Origin of the sequence: Bacillus spizizenii TU-B-10 (genome assembly GCF_000227465.1) — a bacterium.
In the GTDB taxonomy this organism is placed as follows: Bacteria; Bacillota; Bacilli; order Bacillales; family Bacillaceae; genus Bacillus; species Bacillus spizizenii.
The window spans coordinates 3240585-3265473 of sequence record NC_016047.1; the positions used below are offsets into that span (position 1 = coordinate 3240585).

The 24889-nt window shown below is 44.9% G+C and carries 29 protein-coding genes; 7 read left to right on the forward strand and 22 right to left on the reverse strand.

The genetic code is table 11. From position 1 onward, the window contains the following. Positions 1-15 precede the first annotated feature (15 nt). The 4 genes from spsC to GYO_RS38250 form a co-directional block, all read right to left on the reverse strand. On the reverse strand, positions 16-672 hold the full coding sequence (gene spsC / locus GYO_RS38235) for a stationary phase survival protein SpsC (RefSeq protein ID WP_072182286.1): 657 nt from the start codon (positions 670-672) through the stop codon (positions 16-18). Positions 673-777: 105 nt separating this feature from the next. Then, on the reverse strand, positions 778-1098 hold the full coding sequence (locus GYO_RS38240) for a YuiB family protein (protein ID WP_014115020.1): 321 nt from the start codon (positions 1096-1098) through the stop codon (positions 778-780). A 52-nt stretch (positions 1099-1150) separates the two neighbouring features. Then, the gene (locus GYO_RS38245) at positions 1151-1294 is read right to left on the reverse strand and encodes a YuiA family protein (protein ID WP_003220621.1); all 144 of its coding nucleotides are present in this window, start codon (positions 1292-1294) and stop codon (positions 1151-1153) included. 172 nt (positions 1295-1466) lie between these two features. After that, entirely contained in the window at positions 1467-2687 is a 1221-nt protein-coding gene (locus GYO_RS38250) for an NAD(P)/FAD-dependent oxidoreductase (protein WP_041521058.1), read from the reverse strand. A 331-nt stretch (positions 2688-3018) separates the two neighbouring features. Here GYO_RS38250 and yumC point away from each other — a divergent pair, with 331 nt between their 5' ends. Continuing rightward, positions 3019-4017, forward strand: a complete 999-nt coding sequence (gene yumC, locus GYO_RS38255; protein WP_003220618.1) for a ferredoxin--NADP reductase 2 — start codon at positions 3019-3021, stop codon at positions 4015-4017. Between the two features lie 38 nt (positions 4018-4055). Here the strand turns inward: yumC and GYO_RS38260 are convergent, their stop codons facing one another. Beyond that, complete coding sequence (locus tag GYO_RS38260; RefSeq protein ID WP_003220614.1) at positions 4056-4196, reverse strand: hypothetical protein; 141 nt, start codon at positions 4194-4196, stop codon at positions 4056-4058. Between the two features lie 277 nt (positions 4197-4473). Here GYO_RS38260 and guaC point away from each other — a divergent pair, with 277 nt between their 5' ends. After that, positions 4474-5454, forward strand: a complete 981-nt coding sequence (gene guaC, locus GYO_RS38265) for a GMP reductase (RefSeq protein WP_014115023.1) — start codon at positions 4474-4476, stop codon at positions 5452-5454. A gap of 72 nt (positions 5455-5526) precedes the next feature. Here the strand turns inward: guaC and paiB are convergent, their stop codons facing one another. The 6 genes from paiB to GYO_RS38295 form a co-directional block, all read right to left on the reverse strand. Continuing rightward, positions 5527-6150: a protease synthase/sporulation negative transcriptional regulator PaiB gene (gene paiB, locus GYO_RS38270; RefSeq protein ID WP_014115024.1), complete on the reverse strand. Its 624-nt coding sequence runs from the start codon at positions 6148-6150 to the stop codon at positions 5527-5529. Between the two features lie 23 nt (positions 6151-6173). Next, positions 6174-6692, reverse strand: coding sequence for a spermidine/spermine N(1)-acetyltransferase (gene paiA / locus GYO_RS38275; RefSeq protein WP_014115025.1), 519 nt, complete (start codon positions 6690-6692; stop codon positions 6174-6176). 541 nt (positions 6693-7233) lie between these two features. Continuing rightward, complete coding sequence (locus GYO_RS38280; RefSeq protein ID WP_003222918.1) at positions 7234-7596, reverse strand: HesB/IscA family protein; 363 nt, start codon at positions 7594-7596, stop codon at positions 7234-7236. A 78-nt stretch (positions 7597-7674) separates the two neighbouring features. Further along, positions 7675-8529, reverse strand: a complete 855-nt coding sequence (dapF, locus tag GYO_RS38285; protein WP_014115027.1) for a diaminopimelate epimerase — start codon at positions 8527-8529, stop codon at positions 7675-7677. Between the two features lie 122 nt (positions 8530-8651). Then, complete coding sequence (locus GYO_RS38290; RefSeq protein WP_014115028.1) at positions 8652-9866, reverse strand: NupC/NupG family nucleoside CNT transporter; 1215 nt, start codon at positions 9864-9866, stop codon at positions 8652-8654. Between the two features lie 138 nt (positions 9867-10004). Continuing rightward, the gene (locus GYO_RS38295) at positions 10005-10241 is read right to left on the reverse strand and encodes a YuzB family protein (protein WP_003222913.1); all 237 of its coding nucleotides are present in this window, start codon (positions 10239-10241) and stop codon (positions 10005-10007) included. Positions 10242-10503: 262 nt separating this feature from the next. On the opposite strand from GYO_RS38295, the gene GYO_RS38300 reads away from it, so the two are divergent. After that, positions 10504-11571, forward strand: coding sequence for an NAD(P)/FAD-dependent oxidoreductase (locus GYO_RS38300; RefSeq protein ID WP_014115029.1), 1068 nt, complete (start codon positions 10504-10506; stop codon positions 11569-11571). Positions 11572-11596: 25 nt separating this feature from the next. Here GYO_RS38300 and GYO_RS38305 read toward each other — a convergent pair whose 3' ends face one another. Beyond that, positions 11597-11923, reverse strand: a complete 327-nt coding sequence (locus GYO_RS38305) for a YuzD family protein (RefSeq protein ID WP_014115030.1) — start codon at positions 11921-11923, stop codon at positions 11597-11599. Positions 11924-12022: 99 nt separating this feature from the next. On the opposite strand from GYO_RS38305, the gene GYO_RS38310 reads away from it, so the two are divergent. Beyond that, a complete protein-coding gene (locus tag GYO_RS38310) occupies positions 12023-12358 on the forward strand; it encodes a NifU family protein (RefSeq protein WP_171017000.1) in 336 nt (111 codons plus the stop codon). A 41-nt stretch (positions 12359-12399) separates the two neighbouring features. On the opposite strand, the gene GYO_RS38315 is transcribed toward GYO_RS38310, so the two are convergent. The 5 genes from GYO_RS38315 to cotNH all read right to left on the reverse strand — a co-directional run bounded on the left by GYO_RS38315 (position 12400) and on the right by cotNH (position 18963). Further along, positions 12400-14373: a S9 family peptidase gene (locus tag GYO_RS38315; RefSeq protein ID WP_014115031.1), complete on the reverse strand. Its 1974-nt coding sequence runs from the start codon at positions 14371-14373 to the stop codon at positions 12400-12402. Positions 14374-14481: 108 nt separating this feature from the next. After that, on the reverse strand, positions 14482-15411 hold the full coding sequence (gene thrB, locus GYO_RS38320; protein WP_014115032.1) for a homoserine kinase: 930 nt from the start codon (positions 15409-15411) through the stop codon (positions 14482-14484). Continuing rightward, the gene (gene thrC, locus GYO_RS38325) at positions 15408-16466 is read right to left on the reverse strand and encodes a threonine synthase (protein WP_014115033.1); all 1059 of its coding nucleotides are present in this window, start codon (positions 16464-16466) and stop codon (positions 15408-15410) included. Before thrC ends, thrB begins: the two co-directional genes overlap by 4 nt. After that, entirely contained in the window at positions 16466-17767 is a 1302-nt protein-coding gene (locus GYO_RS38330; RefSeq protein ID WP_014115034.1) for a homoserine dehydrogenase, read from the reverse strand. The genes thrC and GYO_RS38330 overlap by 1 nt, the downstream gene beginning before the upstream one ends. A gap of 167 nt (positions 17768-17934) precedes the next feature. Further along, positions 17935-18963 (reverse strand): spore coat-associated protein CotNH, encoded by a 1029-nt coding sequence (gene cotNH / locus GYO_RS38335; RefSeq protein WP_041521191.1) that lies wholly within the window; start codon positions 18961-18963, stop codon positions 17935-17937. A gap of 152 nt (positions 18964-19115) precedes the next feature. Between cotNH and GYO_RS38340 the strand changes: the two genes are divergently transcribed. Then, positions 19116-19616, forward strand: a complete 501-nt coding sequence (locus GYO_RS38340) for a phosphatidylglycerophosphatase A family protein (protein ID WP_014115036.1) — start codon at positions 19116-19118, stop codon at positions 19614-19616. A 25-nt stretch (positions 19617-19641) separates the two neighbouring features. Here the strand turns inward: GYO_RS38340 and GYO_RS38345 are convergent, their stop codons facing one another. Genes GYO_RS38345 through GYO_RS38355 form a run of 3 tightly spaced genes read right to left on the reverse strand, consistent with a single transcriptional unit; the run spans position 19642 to position 21174 of the window. Continuing rightward, entirely contained in the window at positions 19642-20412 is a 771-nt protein-coding gene (locus tag GYO_RS38345; protein WP_014115037.1) for a TIGR01457 family HAD-type hydrolase, read from the reverse strand. A 28-nt stretch (positions 20413-20440) separates the two neighbouring features. Beyond that, on the reverse strand, positions 20441-20875 hold the full coding sequence (locus tag GYO_RS38350; RefSeq protein ID WP_014115038.1) for a DUF86 domain-containing protein: 435 nt from the start codon (positions 20873-20875) through the stop codon (positions 20441-20443). Positions 20876-20898: 23 nt separating this feature from the next. Beyond that, positions 20899-21174, reverse strand: a complete 276-nt coding sequence (locus GYO_RS38355) for a YutD family protein (RefSeq protein WP_003228682.1) — start codon at positions 21172-21174, stop codon at positions 20899-20901. Between the two features lie 113 nt (positions 21175-21287). Here GYO_RS38355 and GYO_RS38360 point away from each other — a divergent pair, with 113 nt between their 5' ends. Beyond that, on the forward strand, positions 21288-21923 hold the full coding sequence (locus GYO_RS38360) for a YhcN/YlaJ family sporulation lipoprotein (protein WP_014115039.1): 636 nt from the start codon (positions 21288-21290) through the stop codon (positions 21921-21923). A 15-nt stretch (positions 21924-21938) separates the two neighbouring features. Here the strand turns inward: GYO_RS38360 and lipA are convergent, their stop codons facing one another. Next, the gene (gene lipA, locus GYO_RS38365; RefSeq protein ID WP_003222888.1) at positions 21939-22835 is read right to left on the reverse strand and encodes a lipoyl synthase; all 897 of its coding nucleotides are present in this window, start codon (positions 22833-22835) and stop codon (positions 21939-21941) included. A gap of 234 nt (positions 22836-23069) precedes the next feature. Here lipA and lytH point away from each other — a divergent pair, with 234 nt between their 5' ends. Continuing rightward, on the forward strand, positions 23070-24050 hold the full coding sequence (gene lytH / locus GYO_RS38370; protein WP_041521059.1) for an L-Ala--D-Glu endopeptidase: 981 nt from the start codon (positions 23070-23072) through the stop codon (positions 24048-24050). 27 nt (positions 24051-24077) lie between these two features. On the opposite strand, the gene yunB is transcribed toward lytH, so the two are convergent. Continuing rightward, positions 24078-24851, reverse strand: a complete 774-nt coding sequence (yunB, locus tag GYO_RS38375; RefSeq protein ID WP_041521060.1) for a sporulation protein YunB — start codon at positions 24849-24851, stop codon at positions 24078-24080. Positions 24852-24889 lie beyond the last annotated feature (38 nt).

A 24889-nucleotide genomic window follows, 5' to 3' on the forward strand; every position in this document is an offset into this window, starting at 1 on the left:
CATGGCTGGAGCGTTTTATTCTTTTACAGTTTTATATTGATTTCTGAACACCTGCAAAGATTTTGTTTCATTGAGCTTCTCAAGCTCATCCTCGGTGACCTTTCCCGTTCCCTTTTTAATCACATATACATCAAGGGTTTTTTTGCCCCACTCATTGTACACATCTTTGACGGTATCAAAGTACAGATCAAGGCGGTTTCCCTTAATAGCTGATCCTGTGTCGGCCACAACTCCGAGACCGTAGTTCGGAATGAATAAAATCGTGCCGATCGGAAAAACGGACGGATCAGCGGCAACCGTGGAGTACAAATCCCGTTTCACTTTCACACCTGAATATGTAAGCCCGTATAATGGATCGCCGGGCTTTTTTCCCGTCGATTCAACTCCTGCTGTGTAGCCTGTTGCTGTTACTCTTTGGACCGGATACTCGTCCCAGTCAAATGCTTCTTCTAACGGTTTTGTTTTATCCTTGTCCGCTGACATGGTTTGTGTTTTTTTCTGCTGCAATGCTTTTAATGTCAGTCCTGCATGCTTCAAGTGCTTTTCTTGATGTTCCTGCACCCATTTTGACAAGTCCTTCGCTTCGATTCCTGACACTGATAAAAATGTCGTGCCAAATGCAAGCAGAAATAAACAGGTCATCAGCAAACGTCTGATCATATTCAACATCATTCACCTCTCCTCCGAATCATTGTTCCCAATTGGAGAGAGCAATATTCAAAATGGCGAATGAACAGAAAGCACAAAAAAAAAGCTTTCTTTAGAAGAAAGCGGCATTTAAAACATTTGATATCCTCTTTTTCTGAGCATGTTGATCGCTATACCGGACACGATGGCGCCAGCCAAACCGCTGGCTAAAATCAGCACATCAGCAGCCGCTAATGATACGATACGATGAAACAGGCCGGCAAAGGATTCTCCCGGCGACTGGATATAGCTGACCAGCCTTTCCTTGCTAATAATGAAAAGGCATACAATCGGATAAATCACAGCCATAATCCAAGACATTCTCAGCAGCATGTTTAATAAGAAACCGATTCCAAAAAACAAGACAAAAAATAAAACAATTGAGATGATTACGACTGGCAGACTAATCAACCTATCCCACCCCCTGCGTTATTTTTAGTGTAACGCGGGGGCTGAAATAAAGTCAACGGCTGGAAAAAGAATGATTGTCTTTTCCTGTCCCCTGGCAAGACGGACAAGTTTCTGAACCACCGAGGATCAATTGAAAATACCCTTTCCCTGAGCAAAATGGGCATGCATGTGAAGCGGTTGTCGTTGCAGTTTTCATCTGATCATCACCCTTTTTCTTAATTTTCTGATAATATATCATATCAAGCTGTCAACAATAAAGTCAGATCATGTGACAAATCTTTTGATGTAAGCGGAAACATACTTGTTTTCCTCGCGTTATCTTTTAATTTTAGCGTTTTTTAATAAAGAAAACCCGCTTCCGCGGGTTTTTAGAAAAACTTGAACTTGCCTTTTTTTAGCGTCAGTCCGAGTCCGCCGATCAAAAACAGCGAGCGGTTATCGATGACTTTTTTCATAAACGAAGCCGGTGTGCCTTTCAGCTTTCTGCCATAAACGACCCCTACCGCGTTATGCTCGCCAAGAGAAGCCACCGTTCCTTTAATGTCCGGCTTGAATTCCTCAAGCTCTCCGCCTTTAATGAGCCTGCCAAGATTCTTAGCAACCGTTATTCCCTGCTGCATCGCAATTTGCGCCGTCGGCGGATACGGGCGCTCCGTATCTTCATTCATAAATAGCGAGCTGTCACCGAGAATGAAGACGTTGTCATGTCCGGGTGCGCGAAGGTCAGGATTGACTTTGACCCGGCCGCGCATATTTTCAAAACCGGCTTCCTCCACAATCGGATGGCCGCGGACACCCGCCGCCCATACAACGGTTTGCGATTTGATTTGCTCTGGTTCTTCATCTTTTTTCCCGACTCTGACTCCTTCCGGTGTACATTCTTGTACAGCCGTGCCGATCTTGAACTCAACTCCATTTTCCTCAAGATAATGTACGGCGTAATCAACAAGCTCAGGATCAAAGCCAGGCAAAACGGTCGGCGCTGCTTCTACACAAATAATGCGGACGAGACCCCTATCAACGTCATACTCCTTGCAGAGCTCAGGCACGCGGGCTGCCAGCTCGCCGAGAAATTCAATTCCCGTAAATCCGGCTCCGCCTACAACGATCGTTAACCTGTCCGGCCGTTTTTCCGCTTCCGTATGATAAGTCGCAAACTGCAGCTCAATATGTTCCCGCAGCAGACGCGACGTGTTGATGTTGGCAATCGGAAACGCATATTCTTTCAAACCTTTAATACCGAACGTTTCGGGCACCGCGCCGAGTCCGATGACTAAATAATCGTACTGCAGCTCTCCATTCGCAAGCACAACTTTTTTCTCATCAGTTTTGATTGCCTTTACGGTATCCTGTACAAAATTGACCCGCGACTGGTTGATTACATCTTTTATCTGATAACGGCAGCGGTCATGATGGAGCGTACCCGCGCTCGCTTCATGCATCCATGTCGTTTCATAATGATAATTGTGTTTATTCACAAGCGTAATATCAGCATCATTCGGCCCGACAAACTTTGTCAGCCTAGTTACCGTCATCAATCCGCCATATCCTGCACCTAAAATCACGATTTTGGGCTTATTCAATGCCATCACATCCACCTTCTCTTTTTTTGCTTTTGTTAGACGCATAATAAAAACATCATTTGTGTTAGCTTCAGCTTATTGGCGGGATTTTATGAAATATATTGAAAAGTTTTTTGTGAAGTCCTCACGCATAGCACTACTATCATATTTATCCGGCTGGCCCAGGAAACATTCAGAAAAAGATCAAATCATTTGGTTATCATCGTATCGGCCTGCGGAAATATTTTCAAGAATGGATGCGCACGCGATACACTCACGATTTTTTCTGCTGACTCGTCAATTTGAACGGCAATATGGTATAATTAATAACAATTTTCATTTAGGAGGCATTTTTCGTATGCGAGAGGATACAAAGGTTTATGATATTACAATTATAGGCGGGGGACCGGTCGGCTTATTCACCGCTTTTTACGGAGGCATGAGACAGGCAAGCGTCAAAATTATCGAAAGCCTGCCTCAGCTCGGCGGACAGCTTAGCGCCCTATACCCTGAGAAATATATATACGATGTAGCGGGATTCCCGAAAATCCGCGCACAAGAGCTTATCAATAACCTAAAAGAGCAAATGGCGAAATTCGACCAAACCATTTGTCTGGAGCAAGCGGTTGAATCTGTTGAAAAACAAGCGGACGGCGTATTTAAGCTTGTGACAAATGAAGAAACTCACTATTCTAAAACAGTCATCATCACTGCAGGAAACGGCGCATTCAAACCGAGAAAGCTGGAACTTGAAAATGCCGAGCAGTATGAAGGCAAAAACCTTCACTACTTCGTTGACGATTTGCAAAAATTCGCCGGCAGACGCGTTGCGATCCTTGGCGGAGGAGATTCAGCGGTTGACTGGGCGCTTATGCTTGAGCCGATCGCAAAAGAAGTATCCATCATTCACCGCCGCGATAAGTTCCGCGCGCACGAGCACAGTGTGGAAAACCTTCATGCGTCGAAGGTTAATGTCCTGACACCATTCGTCCCTGCGGAGCTGATCGGGGAAGACAAAATTGAACAGCTTGTGCTTGAAGAAGTCAAAGGCGATCGCAAAGAGATTTTAGAAATCGATGACTTAATCGTCAACTACGGTTTCGTTTCATCTCTTGGCCCGATCAAAAACTGGGGTCTGGACATCGAGAAAAATTCTATTGTTGTCAAATCAACAATGGAAACAAACATCGAAGGCTTCTTTGCCGCAGGTGACATTTGCACATACGAAGGAAAAGTCAACCTGATCGCAAGCGGCTTCGGCGAGGCACCGACAGCAGTGAACAACGCCAAAGCTTACATGGATCCGAAAGCCCGCGTACAGCCTCTTCACTCAACAAGTCTTTTTGAAAATAAGTAATAAAAAAAGGAGTTTGTGTCAGCGACACAGCTCCTTTTTTATTTGAAGATATTTATATAATTCATCGCAGTTCCAATAACCAGCGCAATCACAAGTGCTGCGACGATCCAGATCATTGTCATGATAATGCGGTCTTGGATCTTTTGGGACTTCGGTGTTTTTCCTTCGTTTTGAGTCATTTGATTCGCTCCTTTCACATGTCCATCTCATAAAGAAAGCCTGGTGCTGAACGACCAAGCTTTGCTGAACGTATATCATTCGCGTTTTAATCCGCTCTCTAAGACTTTTCGTTAAGACTATGATACCCAAACTCACCGAGCATGACAAGCTTCGACACTTGAACGTACATGCCAGCAAATAAAAACGTTTGACATCCTAAATAAAACAGAGTACATTATAGAAGGCGAACATTTCATATATTATTGTTTTAAATATTCGTTTTTAGGAGTGAAAACCATGGAAAACGTATTTGATTACGAAGATATTCAGCTAATTCCTGCAAAATGCATTGTAAACAGCCGTTCAGAATGTGATACATCCGTACGTTTAGGCGAACGTACATTTAAATTGCCCGTCGTTCCTGCCAATATGCAGACGATTATAGATGAAAAGCTAGCAATTCAATTAGCCGAAAATGGCTACTTTTATGTGATGCACCGATTTGAACCTGAAACACGAATTGATTTTATTAAAGATATGAACGCACGCGGATTATTCTCTTCTATCAGCGTGGGCGTCAAAGAAGAGGAATATGAATTTGTCTGCCAGCTGGCAGAAGAAAATCTGACTCCTGAATACGTGACAATAGACATTGCCCACGGGCACTCAAATGCTGTCATTGAAATGATTCAGCACCTAAAAAAACATTTGCCGGACAGCTTTGTTATTGCTGGCAATGTCGGAACGCCGGAAGCGGTCAGAGAACTTGAAAATGCGGGAGCGGATGCCACTAAGGTCGGCATCGGACCGGGAAAAGTATGTATTACGAAAATCAAAACCGGCTTCGGCACAGGGGGCTGGCAATTAGCGGCACTGCGCTGGTGTGCCAAAGCTGCCAGCAAACCGATTATCGCGGATGGCGGCATCCGTACACATGGTGACATCGCAAAATCAATCAGATTCGGCGCAACGATGGTCATGATCGGTTCACTATTTGCCGGGCACGAAGAATCACCAGGCCAAACGATCGAAAAAGACGGAAAGCTCTACAAAGAGTACTTCGGCTCAGCCTCTGAATTCCAAAAAGGCGAAAAGAAAAATGTAGAAGGCAAGAAAATGCACGTGGCACATAAAGGCTCAATTAAGGATACGCTGATTGAAATGGAACAGGATCTTCAATCTTCTATTTCTTATGCAGGCGGAACGAAACTTGACGCCATCCGCAATGTGGATTATGTGATTGTGAAGAATTCGATTTTTAATGGGGATAAGTATTAAAAATAAAAAACGCCAAGTCAGCGGTTCTCCGCTTGAGTTGGCGTTTTCTGCTACTTCTTCAGCAAAGTAAGCTTATATTTGCTTTTTGAATTTATTTTCCATCAGTTCTGCCATTTGTTTTGCATTTGGATTTTCTTCATTTTGTAACTGTTCAATGATGTTCATATAATCCGTTTCATTTCGGTTCTGGCTTAATTTATATGCCGCTTGAATGTCTTCCACCTTAATCTTAAATCCAACGATACCTTTCAATTCACTTTCTAAGAGTTTTGGAGAAAGTTTATCCCATAAAACAGGATTTTCACGATGTTTTTCGTATTTCTCCAGCATCATTGTTAATTCTTCTACTAATTCATCTTTCTCTAGGATACTTGCTTTTCCATACATGTGAACAGCCTGATAATTCCACGTCGGAACATTTTCACGCGAATACCAGGAAGAAGAAATATAAGCGTGCGGTCCCTGGAACATGACAAGCACTTTTTCACAGGCTTCAAACGTTCTCCACTGAGAATTTCCATAAGCAAAATGCCCAGTAATATAGTAATGATCGCCTTTTTTATTGAATCCTAACGGCAAATGAGTGGCAATTGGTTTTCCTTGTTCTGTTGTGACAACCGTACCAAAGGAGTTTTCTTGTACAAAATTCCAAATTTCTTCCGCATTTGTGACCTTAAAATATTTTGGAATATACATCATCATCCATCCTTCGAAAAAAGTTATATGAGTGTTTTGGCCATAATAAAGTCCGTTTGTTCTTCATCTCCCATATAAAAAGAGTGGGCGCCGGTCTGAACAAACCCCATTTTCTTATAAAAGGCAATGGCATTTTCATTTTTTTCCCATACACCTAGCCAAATGTTCTTTTTATTACGTTCCAGCGCAATTTCTATAGCTTTATTCAGCAGATGTTTGCCAAGCCCATGTTTTTGAAAGCTGTTCTTTATATAAACCCTCTCGATTTCAAGTGATTCATCACCCATTTTTTCAGACTGAGCATCATCGGTGTTGACCTTTAAATATCCAGCGACTTCATGATTAAAATAAACAAAAAAGAACTGTGAAGACGTATTGGATAATTCCTTTTCCAACTGTTTAGCGTTAAATGCACTTTCCAAATAGGCTTTCATATTTTCAGGTGAATTCTGATCTTTAAATGTATCGTTGAATGTTTCAATACTAAGTTCTTGGAGTATTTTTAAATCTTCACGGCTGCACTTTTTTATATTTATCGTCATTTAAAAATGTCGCTCCTTTATATAATCAATAGTTTCTCGTGTTTACTAAATTTCCAGTCCTTTTCTATTTATAAATGGAAATACATTTTTCCTTTCTCTGTTGGAAAAAGTTTTTTTATAGTACAAAATGCTTTTGTTCGATCTACTAATCTCATTTCAGCTAACTTTTCTTGATACTCCTGGGTTTGCACTTGCTACCACTCCCTTTCACGAAGAATCTCTCTCACCATCAACTCCTCAAACGTGTATTTTGTTGCAAATGCAATAAAAGTATCATACGTTAAATATAACTCAACTTTGTTGCATTTACAATAAAAATACAGATGAAGGAGGTCGAGTTAAAGTAAAATTTATCTGCTGAAACTCTCATAACTCTTGATCGTTCTGATTTTACACCATAATAAAAAACGCTTTCCTTAACGATGGTTTATCGCTAAGAAAAGCGTCATGAACAATCTTACGGTTAATCGTGGAATGCAATCACGCAATCCTCCGAAACAGGTGAGATGATCAATTCATATCTCGAAATATCGGGTAGCGCCTAGCACTCTTCAGGCGTACCTGTATTCGTCGCTGTTCTAAAAGAAGAACCGCAGCCGCATGAAGCGATGGCGTTTGGATTGTCGATAGTGAAGCCTCCGCCGAGCATGGATTGCTTATAATCAATCACGGTACCGTTCATGATATCAAGGCTTTCCTTGTCAACAAGAACAGTAATGCCGTGCTGATCAAACATGCTGTCTGATTCGCCCTTTTCATGCTCAAAGCCCATGCCGTAAGAAAGGCCGCTACAGCCGCCGCCTTTGACGCCGACACGCAGAAACGCATTTTCTTCTTCATGCTCTTTCATCATATCTTTTATATGCAAAGCTGCTGCTTCTGTAATTGTTACCGGGTTGCTCATCTTTGTGAACCTCCTTTTAAAAACCGGATGTTGTCTTTTATTATAAACATGATTGGTCCAATTCTCAAACAAGGTGTTTTACAAGAAATAGACACCCTCACAAACGGTCTCTGCCGGCCCTGTCATCATCACATGGCCGTTGTCTTTCCAGTTAATCACCAAATCTCCGCCTGCTAAATGCACCGTAATGTCCTGATTTCGTTTTGATACGCCGTTTAACACAGATGCGACGGCTGCTGCACAAGCTCCTGTCCCGCATGCCTGAGTTATGCCTGATCCCCGTTCCCAGACGCGGAAATGCAGTTCATGTTCATTCACGGCTTCGACGAATTCCACATTGACGCCTTCCGGAAATCTCGGATCTTTCTCAATCACCGGCCCCAGTGTCGTCAAGGGTGCCTGTTCAATGTCAGCGATCGGAAAAACGATATGGGGATTTCCCATTGAAACAGCAGTGCCTGTTAGTTCAGCTTCACCAAATGTCATGGTTTCATTGATCGTGTGCTCTTCTCCGCCGCCAAGCATCGGAAGTTCGGCTTTTGTCAGGCGCGGTTCACCCATATCGACAGTGACCACATTTACTTTTCCGTTTTCAACTTGAACCTCCGCTTTCACAAGCCCGGAGAGGGTTTCAATCAGAAAAGATGTTTCCTCAACCAGCTTATGCTCATACGCATATTTTGCGACGCAGCGCAGGCCGTTGCCGCAGTTTTTCCCTTCAGACCCATCATTATTAAAAATGCGCATTTTGACAGGCGCTTGATCTGAAGGGCATATTAGGATCATTCCGTCGGAACCGATCCCTGTATAAACAGAAGAAACCTGAACTGCAATCTCAGACAGTTTTTCTTCCGGAAGCTGTTCTTCAAATTGATTCACATAGATATAGCTGTTTCCCAGGCCGTGCATTTTGGTAAATCGAAATGAGTTCATAGGTGCCTCCAACTTTTTTTCTTTTTCTTAGTATAAAAGCTATTATAAACGGACACAATACAATTATCCCCCGTTTTTCATACATAAAAGCTCCTTGCACTGTCGCAAGGAGCTTTTATTGTTTATATAAACATGCCGGCAATGGCTGCGCTAAGCAGATTGGCTAATGTTCCCGCAAGAACAGCCTTCAAGCCGAGGCGTGCGATATCCGAACGGCGGCTAGGTGCTAAACCGCCAAGCGTACCGAGCATAATTGCAATTGACGAAAAATTGGCGAATCCGCATAACGCGAAACTGATAATGGTAGCGGTTTTCTTAGAAAACTCGCCGATGTGCGGACCGAAGTTAGAATAAGCGACAAACTCATTCAGCACCAATTTTTGGCCGATATAGCTTCCCGCCTGCAACGCTTCATGCCATGGCACGCCAATCAAAAAGGCGATTGGGGAAAACACATAACCGAGAATGGATTCTAATGTGACGCCTTTTAAACCGACCAAGCCGAAAACTCCGCCGAGAATACCATTTACTACGGCGATTAATGCAACGAACGCAAGCAGCATCGCTCCAACGTTTAAGGCAATTTGCAGACCTGTTGACGCTCCCTTTGCAGCTGCGTCAATGACATTGGCAGCGCCTTCGCCTTCATCCATATTAAAATCGCTTTTTACGGTTTGCGGCTTTTCCGTTTCGGGAATAATCAGTTTACCAAAGACAAGACCCGCCGGAGCAGCCATAAAGCTGGCCGCAAGCAGGTATTCAATCGGAATGCCGAGAAGCGCGTACCCAAACAAGGTAGAACCCGCAACAGCCGATAGACCGCTCGTCATAATCGTGAATAATTCAGAGCGCGTCAGCCCGGCTATCAGGGGTTTGATCACTAACGGAGATTCTGATTGTCCTACAAAAATATTAGCAGCAGCCGCAAGAGATTCCGTTTGGCTTGTCCCAAGGAGCTTTGACAATCCGCCGCCAATGACACGGAATATGAGCTGCATAATTTTCAAATGATATAAAACTGCAATCAGTGCTGAGAAGAAAATGATAACAGGCAGTACACTTAATGCAAATGCCGGACTGTCGCCGACTTTCAGAAGCGGTCCAAAAATAAAGCTGATGCCTTCATTCGCATAATCAATCAGAAGCTGTACACGGCTTGAAAACCATAAAAAAACAGCGCGTCCCGCTTCCCATTTCAACACGATGTATCCAAACGCCACCTGTGTACATAAACCAACGATGACGGTTCTTATCTTAATATTGCTTTTCTTTTCTGAAAATAAAAACGCGATAGCAATGATCGCAACTGCGCCGAGCAGTCCCCACAGAACACTCATGAATACACCTACACCTCTTAAAATTTTATTTAAAAAAATATCTTTTATACGATAACAATAATATTTTTTGATGTCTACACATTTTTTAGTTCTTTTGGACGACAAAATAAAAAAGGGCCTGTCCCAGGCCCTTTTCTGTTAAAACATTGGATTTTCTTCAATAAAGGTATATATATTCTCAACAAGCTCAGCAGGCGTTTCACCCATGACGACTTCTCCGTTTACAAGAGCGAAAAGCGACTCCATGCATGTCCCGCAGTAGCTTAAGCAGCCGTATTCAAGGACATCCAGATTTGGATCCTTCTCCAAAATCGCCCGGGCTTCCTGAGAGCCGTGAGCCAGATTGCTGACACAAAATTCAATCATTGGATTCATGCGATTTCACCTCACATATGTCCATTATCGCGAATTTTTAATCATTCGTCAAAGACAATGGATTGTTCAAAATTTATTATCGTAACATATCATTACTCGAATAACGTTTTACTAATTTGTGCTTTCAGGCTAATTTGTAGGTTATTTTCAAACTATTATTGTGATTTTAGATCAAATTCGATATAATTCTAGATGTTATTTTACATAGTTCGTATTTTCTTCAATGTGTCTATCATACTCTTCGGATTAAAGGGGAATTCAAATGAAAAAATTGGTCTTGATCGGCGGAGGTTACGGGAACATGCGTGTTCTTCATCGCTTATTGCCAAACCAGCTGCCTGATGATGTTTCAATCACGTTAATTGACAGAAATCCTTATCACTGCTTGAAAACAGAATATTATGCCCTTGCCGCAGGCACAATTTCTGACCATCATATCAGAGTGTCATTCCCAGAGCACCCTCGCCTGGATGTCCAATATGGTGATATCTCATCAATTGATACTGCACAAAAACAAGTGCTGTTCCAAGATCGTGAACCGATTTCTTACGATGACGCTGTAATCGGGCTCGGCTGCGAGGATAAATATCACAACGTGCCGGGAGCGCCTGAATTCACCTACAGCATTCAAACCATCGACCAGTCCCGCGAAACCTATCAAAAGCTGAATAACCTGAGCGCTAATGCCACTGTCGCCATTGTAGGAGCGGGCTTAAGCGGCGTTGAGCTTGCAAGTGAACTGAGAGAAAGCCGTGATGACCTGAACATCATTCTGTTCGACCGCGGTAATCTCATTTTATCAAGCTTTCCCGAGCGTTTGAGCAAATATGTGCAAAATTGGTTCGAAGAGCACGGTGTCCGCATTATTAACAGGGCAAATATCACAAAAGTTGAAGAAGGCATTGTGTATAACCACGATGAACCGATTTCTGCAGACGCCATCGTGTGGACAGCCGGCATACAGCCGAACAAAGTCGTCAGAGACTTAGATGTGGAAAAGGACGCACAAGGGCGTATCGTATTAACGCCTCATCACAATCTTCCTGGTGATGAACATCTGTACGTTGTCGGCGATTGCGCCAGCCTCCCTCATGCACCGAGCGCCCAGCTGGCAGAGGCTCAAGCAGAGCAGATTGTCCAAATCTTGCAAAAACGCTGGAATGGAGAAGCCCTTCCAGAATCAATGCCGCAGTTTAAGCTGAAAGGCGTCCTCGGTTCACTCGGAAAAAAAGCCGGCTTCGGTCTTGTTGCTGACCGCCCGCTGATCGGCCGTGTTCCGCGCATGTTGAAATCCGGCTTGCTGTGGATGTACAAACACCATAACGGTTAATGATAGAGAAGAACCGCTGATCATGTCAGCGGTTTTCTGTATACCCATGCTTCTCCATTTCCTCATAAACGTCTTTTAATTTCGGATTGCCTTCACCGACAATTTTGTCTTCTACGAGCACAAGCGGATAAAAATACTCATCATTTCTGATTTTTTCCGCAAGCTCTTTCGCATGTTCATTGTCAGGCGGCTCATAAATATCGATGTATTGCATCGCAAAAGGCTGATTTGGATATTTTCTTTTCAGCGCAGCCTCAAGCCACTCGTATGTATCCTTGGCCGTCGGCATATTGACACAGCTTGCACAAACGGTTTCTGCCCCGTACACGCTGAGCACGACAGGTTTTGTCACTGGTAAACGCCTCCTTCCCCCTATGTATGTCCTTTCTTTCAGTATACAGAGCCAAAAGACGTTTTTATAGAAAAAAACCGTTTTTGTGTTCAAGTCTTAATGTGCTATAATAGGGAAAGCAACTTTGCAAACCAAACAATAGATTTTTATTGTTACACTGAATATAATGGTTTTATGATGACGAAAGGAGCGAATGTCATGACTGAAGTTGAAATGAAAGAACAGGTGCAGGAAGTACTGGACAAACTTCGTCCGTTTTTACTTCGTGACGGCGGTGACTGTGAGCTTGTAGACGTAGATGAAGGTATCGTTAAGCTTCGTCTTCTAGGCGCATGCGGCAGCTGCCCAAGTTCAACAATTACGCTGAAAGCCGGAATTGAACGCGCTCTTCTTGAAGAAGTGCCGGGTGTCGTTGAAGTAGAACAAGTCTTTTAATAAAGCAGCCAGGCTGATCGTTAATCAGCCTGGCTTTTTTATTAGAGATATTGATCAAACCATGAGCTTATATAATTCAGGCGCTTGATCCGCTGTACCGGGTGTCCGCTGCGTGACAAATTGTGCGACGCTTTCGGAAAACGGACAAGCATCGTTTCCTTGCCCATTTTTTTCAGAGCAATAAATAGCTGCTCCGCCTGCTCGATCGGGCACCGGTCATCTCGCTCGCCATGCAGAATCAAAAGCGGTGTCTCCACGTTTGCTGCGTATTTTAAAGGGGAACGGTCCCAGAGCTTTTCTGTGTCTGCAAACATGTCATGCTCTAGCTGCCAGTCTGTAAAGAAATAGCCGATATCACTGACGCCATGAAAGCTGATCCAGTTTGAAATCGAGCGCTGGGTGACAGCGGCTTTAAAGCGGTTCGTCTGTCCAACGATCCAGTTGGTCATAAAGCCTCCATAACTTCCGCCCGTGACACCGAGCCGCTTAGGATCAATCTGCGGATCTCGTTTGATAGCCTCATCCACAGCCTGCATCACATCCGCATAATCCTTTCCTCCATAATCTCCTCTGACGGCATTCACAAATTCCTGCCCGTAACCGTGGCTTCCTCTCGGATTGACATAAACCACTGCGTATCCTTTCGCCGCCAGCACTTGAAATTCATGAAAATATGTATGCCCGTACATCATGTGCGGACCGCCGTGTATGTTGAGAATAAGAGGATATGAGGTTTCACCTTCCGGCTGTGCAGGCTTCATCAGCCAGCCGTTCACCGTCACGCCGTCTTCTGTGACATATTGAATATCTTCAGGTATTGAAATCGTATGCTCGCCGACAAACTTGTCATTCGCGCCAGTCAGCCGTTTCTCTTCCTGCCCAAGCGGGAGGCTGTAAAGCTCGCTCGGTCTGTCCGGCTTTGTCACACTGGCAATAAAGTGTTGTTCGTCAGGTGAAATGGAAAAACTATTGATGTACTCTTTTTCGAGACGAATCGGATACACAAGGCCTTCAATCGAAATATAATAGATTCCCGTACTGCCTTGATCTGTGCCGATGACATATAACCCTTGGCTGTCTTTCGTCCAAACCGGGCGCTGTTCGGCACCTCCGATCAGTGAATCTCCAATGAGCGCATCCGCTAAATGAACGTCAAGCATTTCAGTCAGACATGTAAGGTTGTCTTGTTCGATATCATAGAGCCACGCCTTTTCGAACGTTGCATTCTGATATTCCTTTTCATGTCCAAGCAAAGCAAGATACCTTCCGTCCGGTGAAAATGAGCTTGGTCCGAATGAGCCGCGATGAGACGTAATCTGCTTGAGATCTCCAGTATCCAGCGACATCATGCAGACATCGTGCGGCTTGCTGGCATCGTCCGTTTCAGTCAAATTAGCTGAGAAAACAAGCGATTTGCCGTCAGGAGAAAAAGCAGGGTCGCCATGATCGGCTTTGTGATTTGTCAGCTGCTTCACCTTACCAGACTTCACGCTGACAAGCACAAGCTGGGCATACGCACCTCTCGTCAGCCCTTTGCCGTCCCGTTTATAGGCTAGACCTTGAACTTCAACAGGTTCAAAACTGTCCGGCTCCGTTTTCTCCCGATCATTAATCCTTTCTCCCTCTCCCAAACTGACAGTAACAAGCACCCATTCGCCATCCGGGGACCATATTGGCTTTGACACGCCATACGGGATATCAGTCAGTTTTCTTGCTTCCCCGCCTTCAGCACTTATGATATACAGCTGTGCTGCATCGCCTTCACGATCAGAAATAAAGGCAAGCGTGCGCCCGTCCGGAGACCATCTTGGGTCCGTGCACCGCTTTTCTCCGTGTGTCCAAGGAATAGACCTGCCTGTTTTCGTTTCATAGATCCATATATTTGATGTATACGAATCTTTCTCTTGATTCGCTTGTGACTGGACATATGCGGCACGGGTGCCATCTGGGGCGTATTGAGGATCGGTTACAGAGACAATCGCTGTGGTGTCTTCTGCGGTTATCAGCTTTTTCATGTTCATCTCCTCCTTTTAACAACTATTTCGTTTTTCTAAATAAAAACTCCTTTATCTCCAGCAGAAAAAAAGCGCCCTCCGCTGATGCTGAGGGACGCTTGGCATGATCTATACACTTTTTACTTGGTATAAAGGATTTCGCTCTATTATACTTCCCTCTTGCGGAACGGTCAAAGCGTCGACTTCACAATGAGGGAAATGAAGCGCGAGCTGTTCTTTGAGCTCTTCTCCCTTTCCTTTTTCAGTCATAACAAGAATCGTCGGGCCTGCCCCGCTGAGAGCCGTTCCGTATGCGCCCTTCATCTCAGCGACATGTTCTACTTTGGACAGCTCAGGCACAAGCATCGCCCGGTATGGCTGGTGGAACATATCCTTCTTCATGATTTTCCCGACGAGCGGCCAATCCTTAGACATGATCGCAGCAATGAGGATATTGCTGACGGCACTTGCTTTTACAGCGTCCGCATACGGAAACTCTTTCGGAAGCACGTCTCTTGCGTCTCTTGTCAGCACTTCGTAAAAAGGAATGACAACGACAATATCAATGTCAGCATCCGGGACGCGGATCATTTGTGTCTCGTCATCTTCATGCAGGCCAATGACAAGTCCGCCAACGAGAGAAGCGCCCGCATTATCCGGGTGTCCTTCTTCAAGGCTGGCTACATGCAGCTTGTCCTCTTCAGAGAGCTTTAAGCCGCATAATTCATCAGCCAGTTCAACGGCCGCTACAATCGCCGCGGCGCTGCTGCCAAGGCCGCGTGCGAGCGGAATGTCGCTCCACACTTTCACATGGACAGGCGGCATTTCTTTACCGTATAAATCTGCTGTCCGTTTTGCCACTTGATAGATCAGATTATCTGTACCCGCCGGAATTCCGGCGACTGTTTCTGTTTCAGCTTCAAAAGACCACTTGTCGCTTTCAAAGACGGTCAGCTTCAAATATCTGCTGAGCGCCATTCCAACTGAATCGAAGCCAGGGCCTAGGTTAGCCGTGCTTCCGGGAACAGTGACAGTGAACAGCATGTCGGCTTCGTTCATACACGGGCCGCTCCTTTTACATATTCAAGGATGCTGTCTTCATTCGTCGGCAATGTGACCGGCTTGATTTCTGAAATGTCGACTGCTGTATTCGGATCTTTCAGCCCGTTTCCTGTTAACACAGCGACGACCTTGCTGCCTTTCGGAATTTCTCCGGATTTCACCTGTTTCAGAACGCCAGCAATGGAAGCGCAGGATCCTGGTTCTGCAAACACGCCTTCTTCACGGGCGATCAGCTGATACGCTTGAAGGATTTCATCATCAGTGACTTCGTCAATTTTCCCGTTGGATTCCTCAGCTGCCTTTACAGCTTTGTCCCAGCTTGCCGGGTTTCCGATACGAATGGCTGTTGCTATTGTTTCCGGATTTTCAATTACTTCATTGCGAACGATTGCCGCCGAGCCTTCCGCTTCAAATCCGCGCATTTTCGGGAGGCCTGTGCCGTTTTTCTCATGATATTCCTTGAAGCCCTTCCAATAAGCTGAGATATTGCCTGCGTTTCCGACCGGGATCGCTAAAACATCCGGTGCTTCGCCCAGCTGCTCGCACACTTCAAAGGCAGCTGTTTTTTGGCCTTCAAGGCGGTAAGGGTTGACTGAGTTGACAAGAGCAATCGGTGATTTCTCACAGATGGAACGGACAATTTTAAGCGCATCGTCAAAGTTTCCGTCAATTGCTATAATATCGGCTCCATACATGACAGCCTGAGCAAGTTTTCCGAATGCGATTTTGCCGTTCGGGATGATGACGATGCACTTCATGTTGGCGCGGGCTGCATAAGCGGCCGCAGCAGCGGACGTGTTTCCTGTTGACGCGCACATAATCGTATCATTGCCTTCTTCTTTTGCTTTCGCCACAGCCATGACCATTCCGCGGTCTTTAAATGATCCCGTAGGGTTGACACCTTCTGTTTTGACATGAAGCTCAATTCCGAGCTGCTCAGACAGCTTCGGCAGATGGATAAGAGGTGTATTTCCTTCATGTAAAGTAAGCGCTGGTGTTTGATCTGTTACAGGTAAAAATTCTTTATATTGATGGATAAGTCCTTTCCACATTAGCTCCAACCGTTCCCTTCTACACGATATGTGCTTTTGACTTCTTGAACGACTTCCAAATCATTTAGGTTTTGCAGAATATCACTGAAATCAGCTTCTGATGTATGGTGTGTCACAATCACGATTTCTGCCAACTCATCATGGTCTTTAATCGGCAGCTGAAGGATTTTTTCAAAGCTCACGCCCCGCTCTGAGAACACAGACGTAATTTTCGAGAATGAACCGACCTCATCTTTTACATGAATTCTTAAAAATTGCTGTGCGTAAATGTCAGACGGCGTCTTCATGTTTTTCTCATATTGCGGCCCAACAAAGCTGTTGCCGGTTACGCCGAGCCTCATATTTTTCATGACCGCGACAAGGTCAGAAACAACGGATGTCGCAGTCGGCATGCTCCCGGCTCCAGGCCCGTAGAACATCGTCTCACCAACAGCCTCTCCGTATACGTAAACGGCGTTAAACTCATTATGCACAGCAGAAAGCGGATGGTGGTCAGGAAGAAGTGTCGGCTGAACACTGACTTCAATTTTGCTGCCGTCACGCTGTGCAATCCCAATCAGTTTCATCGTATAGCCGAGACGTTTGCTGAAGCTGATGTCCTCGTCTGTAATTTGGGAGATCCCCTTTACTTTGACGTCTTCCAAATCTACATTCATCGAGAAGCCGAGGCGCGCCAATATCGCCATTTTCCGTGCGGCGTCAAGCCCTTCCACGTCTGAAGTCGGATCTGCTTCGGCAAAGCCAAGATCTTGCGCTTCTTTGAGCACTTCCTCGTATGGGCTTTTTTCTTTGATCATTTTTGTTAAGATAAAGTTCGTTGTTCCGTTCACGATCCCCATCATCTTTGTAATCCGGTCTGATGAGAGGCCTTCCTCTAACGTGCGCAGAATCGGAATCCCGCCGGCAACACTGGCTTCAAAGTAGATATCGCAGCCATTTTCCTTCGCTTCAGCAAGCAGCTCGGAACCGTACACAGCCATTAAATCCTTGTTTGCTGTGACAACATGCTTTTTCGATCTCAGCGCGTCGACCAAATATTGTTTTGTCTGCTCAACTCCGCCGATCACCTCGATGACGACATCAACATCTGGATCATCGATGACATCATACACTTCTGTCGTGAGCACTTCCTTCGGCAAATCTACTTCTCTCTTTTTCTCTAGATCTTTTACAAGCACTTTTTTTATCGTAATCGGACAGCCGACCTGATGCATCAGCTTATCCTGATGGTCTTGAATAATTTTAACGACACCGCTTCCGACGGTACCTAAACCTAAAAGCCCTACACGAATTGCTTTCAAAAAAACTCCACCTTTCTTTTAATTGTCCTCTCGAAAAAGACAATTGTTAACTCAACACAGACATATAAGTTACAAACATTATATAAGCCCACTCCTGTTTTGACAAGACAGTAATCGGCTGAATTTTATGAATGTAACCGCTTAACCCGTTGATATGACAAGATTCTTTATTTTCTAATTATTTTTCCGCCTTTGCCGAGCCAGCTCACGCGGGGAACAAACGGTTTCTGCGCCCGCATGTTCATGAATTCCTGCGCCGTATTTAGAAATTGCTCATAGCGTTCGCAGTCACTAAGAATGAAGTCAAGCTGCTCTTCATAATAATGCTTTTCTGATTCTGATGACATGTAGTAGCTCTCCACGATTTCAAAATAATGAAGCGGAAAGAGCAGGCGGCTGTATAAAAGACGTTTTGAAAACGAAGACAGCGACGTAACTTGCTCGTATTCCTGCAAAAAGTGAAAACCCTGCTGATGAAAATCTTGTCTATGATGCAAAAACGTATGCCTCATATATTCAGCCAAATCGCGTGAGGCGTGGTCAAATACCCAATCCGCAGGAATCCTGATCAGTGATTCGGGTGACCATGTATGCCTTTCCATCCGCTGATGGCATATCGTTCCTGAATCTGCGGCTTGAGGCTTGTCATCCAGCTCAGTGTCCACTAAATATTGTATCGCGTTTTCTGACAGCCCTAAATAATATGGAAATGATTCGATCATTTTTTTATCGAATGGCTCGTGAGGAGGGGTATGAACCTTTCGCTGCCAAAACACCTCCAGCTGATCAATGCGTTTTCCCCACAGATCCTTCCACTGGCCGATTCTTCCGGCTGCCTTCACTTCATACGGATACCCTCTGCCTTTTCGGTGAAATTCCGCCAGCTCCTGTCCAATAGAGAACGCACGGTTTGAAAAAGGGGGTGCCGCCTTCAGCAGAGCGTACGTTTTCCCCTCATGTTCAAACGTCAGCTCACCTTCTTTTGTAAAGATAAAAACCGAAACGTATGGGTCACTTTGTTCTTGTAAATACTGACTCATGTAATAAAGCTCTGCCAGTTCTGTCTCTGAGAATTGGGAAACGGGGACAATCAGAAAAAATGAATTCGGCGTCTGAAAGCATTGATATGTGTGCTGGTACATGGAAAGCTGCCTGATGTGAATACCGTATTTTTCTTTTATTGTACCTTTCACAATGATCACCTGCCTGTTGAATTAGGGCTCATCACATCGTAGTCATACACGTCCGGAATTATGAATACATATTTTAATCCGACGAAGGCGCAAGAAAAAGTCGTAAACATCTCAAACATTTTGTATAAACTAGTAAAAAAGATTGGGTGAAGCTGATGTCAGAAAACGAACAAATCAGTCAGATGGAAGCAAAAGCAAGAGCACGGATGAAGGAGCGCGGCGTTGAGGTATCAGACATTGCCGAGCTTGTCTTTTTTCTTCAGAAAAAATATCATCCGGATTTAAACATTGATGAATGCACGTTGAACGTCAATCGCGTTCTCGCAAAACGCGAGGTGCAAAATGCGATTTTAACGGGCATTGAATTGGATATTCTTGCTGAGCAGAAAAAACTGTCTGAGCCGCTGCAAACGATGCTGGAAACAGATGAAAGCCTATATGGGGTAGATGAAGTTCTGGCATTTTCCATCGTGAACATTTACGGATCAATCGGGTTTACGAACTACGGTTACATCGACAAAGAAAAACCCGGCATCCTTAAACATTTAAATGATAAATCAACCGGCGAATGCCATACCTTTTTAGATGACATCGTCGGCGCGATTTCCGCCGCGGCCTCAAGCAGGCTCGCACACCGCGCGCGGCATACAGAATAAGGGCACCCTTTTAGGGCGCCCTTTTTTAAATGTATGGAATCCATTCGGTCAGAGAGTCAATGGCGTGAGTCGGTTTTTCCATATCGTCTGTCATATGCTCTCTTTTCGTTACGCCTGTGTGAACGAGCAGCGTATCCATACCGGCGTTAATGCCGGCCATGATGTCCGTCGCGTAGTTGTCGCCGACCATGAGTGTTTCGGACACATCCGTGCCAAGAACGCGCATCGCCTGCTCCATAATGATTGATTCCGGCTTGCCGATAAATACCGGCTGTACGCCTGTGGATACAGTTAATACAGATGTCAGTGAACCGTTTCCAGGCAGAAGGCCTCTTTCAGTCGGGATCGCAATATCTCCATTAGTGGAAATAAAGCGGGCACCATTTCTGATTGCCAGGCAGCCGATAGCAAATTTTTCGTATGTAATGGAACGGTCAATACCGACAACGACAAAATCCGCGTTTTCCCCGCCAAACGTCAGGCCATTTTCTTCAATTGCCTGGCGGATTCCTTCTTCCCCGATCACATATACAGACGCGTCTTTTTTCTGCTGAGCGATATGCTGGGCAGTCGCCATGCTGGTCGTGAAGACCTGCTCTTCTGTTGCGGGAATATCAAAAGACACGAGCTTGTCCGCCACCTGCTTCGGTGTGCGCGAAGAGTTGTTTGTCACGAAAAGATAAGGAACTCCGCGATCTTTCAGCGTTCTGACAAATTCACACGCTTCCTCGATTTTTTCCGTGCCATTGTACATCGTTCCGTCTAAATCAATTAAATACCCTTTATATGTTTTCATTTCCAACACTCCTGTGGCTTTCCAGTTGTTATTTAAACGCAGAAACAGGGCCAAGCTCTGTTTCCAAGTAACTTCTGATCCGTTGCGGGAAGTCTTGCAGAGCTGTCTGATGTGCCGTGATCAGCCTGTAAAGCTCGGCGCTGTCAGCGAGCAGGTACTGCTGAACTAATGTTTTGCGGTAGGCGATCAATTGCTTGAGCTCACTTCCCTCTTGTTCCGTGACAACTTTTTCATCAACAAGTATGTCCATAATGTCATCATAGCTGCCCGGGTCCCGCATAATAAAACCGTCAATCATGTCATTGCCTGTATCCAGGATGCATTCGATTAACAAATGGCCTATACGCTGAAGCGCCGGTCCCCCGATTTCAGACTGCCAGTCTGTTTGTGAGTTAAAAAGCGCCAGCTGGTGCTCATAGAACCTGAGTGTTTGCTCGATCTTGTTTCTGTCAACAAAATACATGACAGCATCCCCTTTGTGTATGTTTATTTTCTGATCCGTTTCAAGACAAAATACGCACAGCCGAAATTGCAGTATTCGTAAATGTATTCATCTAATGTGCTGATTTTCGTTTCGAAGGTTGCCTTTTGATTCTGGTCGTCAAAGAAGCCCTTGAGCCTGAGCTGACCGTATCCCCAGTCTCCCACAATATAATCGTATTTATTTAAAATATCGGAGTAACGGGCTTTAAAAGCCTCTTCATTGAAGCCGTCTTTAAAATTGTGCACCAATTCAAATTCGGCATTTTGAATAAGAATCATGATCTCACCTCTTTTTCACTCATTCCTATCATAATTCATTGCCCCGTCCCCATCAATTGCTAAAGAATAAATCATGCGATTTGGCTACCCTACACATGAGGAGGGATTTACAAATGAAACGAACTGCTGTCAGCCTCTGCCTGTTGACCGGGCTTTTATCCGGGTGCGGAGGCGCAGGATTGGACAATGCCGGGCAAAATGTCCGAAATCAGGCGCAGAATCAAACCAGACCCATTCATGTGTCTGACCGCAACGAGGCTTTTAACCGGCATGATGAGAACGAACAATTTGGCTATGTCCGCTATCAAAAAGAACAATTTGACGGCGAACAGCAGAAAACGCCGGGAATGAACCGGGAAGAAACCGCTCACATCATATCAAGTTTAACGGTTCAGCTCCCCCATATTCAAGATGCTGCAACATTGGTCACCGATCAAGAAGCGCTTGTCGTATACAAAACCGATTCTAAAAACCGCGGGCTGACCGCCGATCAGGTGAAAAAAACGGCGGCTTCTGTAATACCGCGATACTATCATGTGTATATTTCTGATAATCCAAACCATATGCAGTCGATCGAAAATTTCAGCAATCTCGGCTCTGGTTCAAGGGATATCAGAGAAATCATGTCGGGGACGATTCAAGAAATGAAAACCTCCCCGCAAGGAAGCCCCGTCTCAGAGAATGAAAATGCCAACGGAGAAACCCGACAGGACATGAAAACCGATAGGAATGACAAAAACGCCAGATGATCTGGCGTTTTGGCATTATGCTTGTGCTTGGCGCTTTTTAGATGCTTCGTTCACTTGTTCATCCGCATGGTAAGAAGAACGGACAAGCGGGCCGGCTTCGCAGTGGCTGAAGCCTTTTTGCATCGCGATTTCCTTTAATTCTGCAAATTCATCAGGGTGATAGTACTTTTGAACTTTCAAATGTTTCTTCGTCGGCTGCAGATATTGGCCGATTGCCATAATATCCACGTTGTTTGCCAAGAGGTCGTCCATGACTTCAATAATTTCTTCCTTCGTTTCGCCGAGTCCGATCATGATGCTTGATTTTGTCGGAATGTCAGGTTGCATTTCTTTCGCACGGCGCAAAAATTCCAACGAACGGTCGTACGTCGCACGCGCGCGGACTCTTGGCGTCAGGCGGCGAACCGTTTCGATATTGTGATTCAGGATGTCTGGGCGTGTATCCATCAAGGTTTTCAGGTTATCATAGTTTCCGCCCATATCAGACGGCAGCACCTCAATTGTTGTGAACGGGCTTTTTCTGCGGATCGCACGGACAGTTTCCGCAAAAATGCCTGCCCCGCCGTCTTTCTGGTCGTCACGCGCAACAGCCGTAATGACCGCGTGTTTCAGATTCATAAGCGCGACAGAATCCGCTACGCGTTCCGGCTCTTGCAGATCTAGCTCAGTCGGAAGGCCCGTTTTGACAGCACAGAAACGGCATGCTCTTGTACAAACAGAACCTAAAATCATAAATGTAGCTGTACGTCTGACCGCCCAGCATTCATGAATATTCGGACATTTTGCTTCTTCGCATACGGTATGCAGGTTGTTTTCACGCATGAGTTTTTTGAGCCCTGTATAGTTTTCATTTGTGTTTAATTTGATTTTGAGCCATTCGGGCTTTCTGAGGTGTTCGTCTTTCTTTGCCAATTCCCATCATCTCCAATATCCAATATACTCAATTTCTGACACGAAACATTCTGAAAACGAGAAAGGTGCAGGTTTTATTTCTGCAACAAAAATAATGTTTTTCTAACTAAAGAAAGTCTTTTCTTTAGACACTTTAACATAGGAAAAATTTCTCGACAAGGGAAGATGATTACTGACATTTTTAAGCCGGCTTGCCGCAAACTATGTGTATTCAATATGAAAGGAGATTATTTTGTGAAAGTTTTGTTATCCGCTCTTCTTCTCCTTTTGTTTGCGTTTGAGCCTTCTGCGTCTGGAAAAAAGCTTTCAGATCCAGTGCTGTCGAAACGGATGGAATTATATCATAAAGTCGAGGCTGTGACGCAGATTCCTTGGTATGCGCTCGCCGCAGTAGACCAGTACGAGGAAAATGTGCGGAGTAACCGAAAAGATCTGCCTGACAAAGCGGGAATCATCAGCATCTATATACCGGATGAAATCTGGAGCGGGCCTGAAAACCCGAATCCGAAAGACGATGCACCGTTAAGCATCAAAGTATTTGATGGGATCGGGATGGATGGTGACGGAGACGGAAAAGCCGAGGTCAGCAATGATGAAGATATTTTGTATACATTCAGCCAATACTTGCTGTCGTATGGTACAGATGAGGATAACATCCGTATCGGGCTTTGGAATTATTACCGACGCGATCAGACAGTCGGGATCATATCTGAATTCATGAAGCTGTTTAAAGCTTACGGCCATATTGATCTGGGCGAGCATGCGTTTCCGCTTCCGATCAGAACCGATTACAGCTATCGCAGCACGTGGGGAGATGCCCGCGGCTTCGGAGGAAGACGGATTCATGAAGGCACGGATATCTTTGCCCATTATGGCCTTCCTGTCAAATCTACCTGTTACGGCATAGTTGAAATGAAGGGCTGGAACCGCTTCGGAGGATGGAGAATCGGCATCAGAGACATTAACAATACGTATCATTATTTTGCCCATCTCAATGGGTTTGCCAAAGGGATTAAAACAGGACAGATCGTTGAGCCCGGCCAAGTGATCGGATCAGTCGGCAGCTCAGGATACGGCCCGCCGGGAACAGCTGGAAAGTTCCCGCCGCATCTTCACTACGGCATGTACAAAGATAACGGAAAAACCGAATGGTCGTTTGATCCATACCCGCACTTGAGAGCGTGGGAGCGATATGAATACAAAAAAAAGAAATAACGAAAAGCCGCCTCTTCAACGGGCGGCTTATTTGCTGCTTTTTTCATTTTTCGATTCCGATTCAGCACTGTCCTCATCTTTGCTGCTTGGGAGCTGGACAGAAGGCGTGACACCTGAGCCGCCGCTTCCGTTATAAAACTGGGGCACTTCGCCCTGCACTGCTTTAATCGATACAGGAACATTATTTGTGACGACAGCGGTTTTGCTTGCAAACGGAATGATGACCTTCACTTTAATTTCGACAAAGATGCTGATATCAATAAGTGCATTATTTATGCCATACGGCTTGATTTTGGTTTTGACATCTGTAAAAGCGTCACCGATTAAATTGAACCGGACTGGGATTTTCGGCCCGAGGTTTCCGAGGAGGCTGTTGCCGGTTACCTGTCCCAGCGGAATGTTGATCATAATATTTTCACTGGCGCCGCTGTGTCCGGAGTGGGTTTCCATCTCTTTTAGATGAGCCTGAAGCTGCTTTGTCACTTTTGTTTTGACACTATTTACAACCTGTGTATTAAAATCGATTGTCGTTAAGTTTCCGTTTTCATCAGAATTCATTTGAAACATATCTTTCATATTTTCACTGTCAGACATATAATCCTCAATCGAATCCTGGATCACCTCTGTCGCTATACGCTTCGTTTCCATCTCGCCGATGTCCATTAAAACAGGTTTGATCGAGCCATTGATCATCCAAAGGCTGACTGTTGTTGACAGGATAAAAAAGACAACTGACAGAAGCATCACGTACCGGAAAGGCAAAGGTCCTCTCTTGCGAAAAGGGCCGCGATATCTTGGCAAGAAAATCCCCCCTTACATATCACAATATATGCTTGTAA